This window comes from Escherichia sp. 20412-1, assembly GCF_003027595.1.
GTDB lineage: Bacteria > Pseudomonadota > Gammaproteobacteria > Enterobacterales > Enterobacteriaceae > Escherichia > Escherichia marmotae.
In genome coordinates this window covers 1-645 of the sequence record NZ_PYQM01000127.1, presented here as the reverse complement: position 1 = coordinate 645, position 645 = coordinate 1, and the positions used below count along the sequence as shown (strand labels likewise).

General features: G+C 54.7%; 2 protein-coding genes. Both read left to right on the top strand.

Annotated elements, in window-relative coordinates:
* On the top strand, positions 1–322 hold a 322-nt coding region (locus C7B16_RS24330), incomplete at its 5' end, for a phage tail assembly protein T (RefSeq protein WP_107180299.1).
* On the top strand, positions 312–645 hold a 334-nt coding region (locus tag C7B16_RS24325; protein WP_143192638.1), incomplete at its 3' end, for a phage tail length tape measure family protein. The genes C7B16_RS24330 and C7B16_RS24325, both read left to right, overlap by 11 nt.

Genomic DNA, 645 nt, shown 5'->3' with positions numbered 1-645 from the left:
TTACCGCACGCATTATTTTCAGGATGCACAACTGGATATGCATTTTGCCGGGCTGACGTATGCCGTACTCAGCCTGTTTTTTGCCGATCCTGATATGAGGCCGTCTGATTTCAGCCTGCTGAACCGGCGTGGTGCTGAAGAAGAGCCTGAAGATGATGTGCTGATGCAAAAACCGGCAGAACTGACCGGTGGTGTTCGTTATGGCCATGACGGTAATGAACCTGTGCAGACGCCATCCGGTGTGGCGGAGATGACGGATGAGGATCTGATGCTGATGTCGGTATCAGAAGGTATAGCAGGAGGTGTCCGCTATGGCGGGTAACTTTGCAGATCTGACAGCAATTCTGACCCTGGATTCCACCCGTTTTTCTGAAGAAATGGGGCGGGTGAAAAAAGAGCTGGGCGAAACCAGCTCACTGGCAGACACGATGTCAGGCAAGGTCAGCCAGTCCCTGAATAAATCCGCAGAGGCAATTGAGCAGAGTCTGAGCCGTCAGGCGCTGGCCGCACAGAAAGCAGGGATTTCCGTCGGGCAGTATAAAGCCGCCATGCGTATGCTGCCTGCGCAGTTCACCGACGTGGCCACGCAGCTTGCAGGCGGGCAAAGTCCGTGGCTGATCATGCTGCAACAGGGTGGTCAGGTGA